This is a genomic window from Belnapia sp. AC561 (assembly GCF_979252845.1).
Window position 1 is genome coordinate 1 of the sequence record NZ_CEEDBP010000441.1, and the last position, 242, is coordinate 242.

At 67.8% G+C, this 242-nt stretch carries 1 protein-coding gene; it reads left to right on the forward strand.

Annotated features, from left to right (window positions below):
* The coding region (locus AC0IW9_RS31780) for a methyl-accepting chemotaxis protein (protein WP_471652264.1) at positions 1 to 242 on the forward strand (242 nt) is incomplete at both ends.

Consider the following 242-nt stretch of genomic DNA (forward strand, 5'->3'; position numbering starts at 1 on the left):
ATGGCCTCGTCCGAACAGGTCGAGGTCGGCGTGGAACTGGTCAGCGAGACGGGCAAGGCCCTGCAGCGGATCATCGGCCGGATCGGCGAGATCAGTGTGCTGGTCGGCACGATCGCGACGTCCGCGGACCAGCAGGCCACAGGGCTTCAGCAGGTCAACACCGCAGTGTCGGAGATGGACGGCGTCACGCAGCAGAATGCGGCGATGGTCGAGGAAGCGACGGCGGCAGCCCGCAGCCTGGC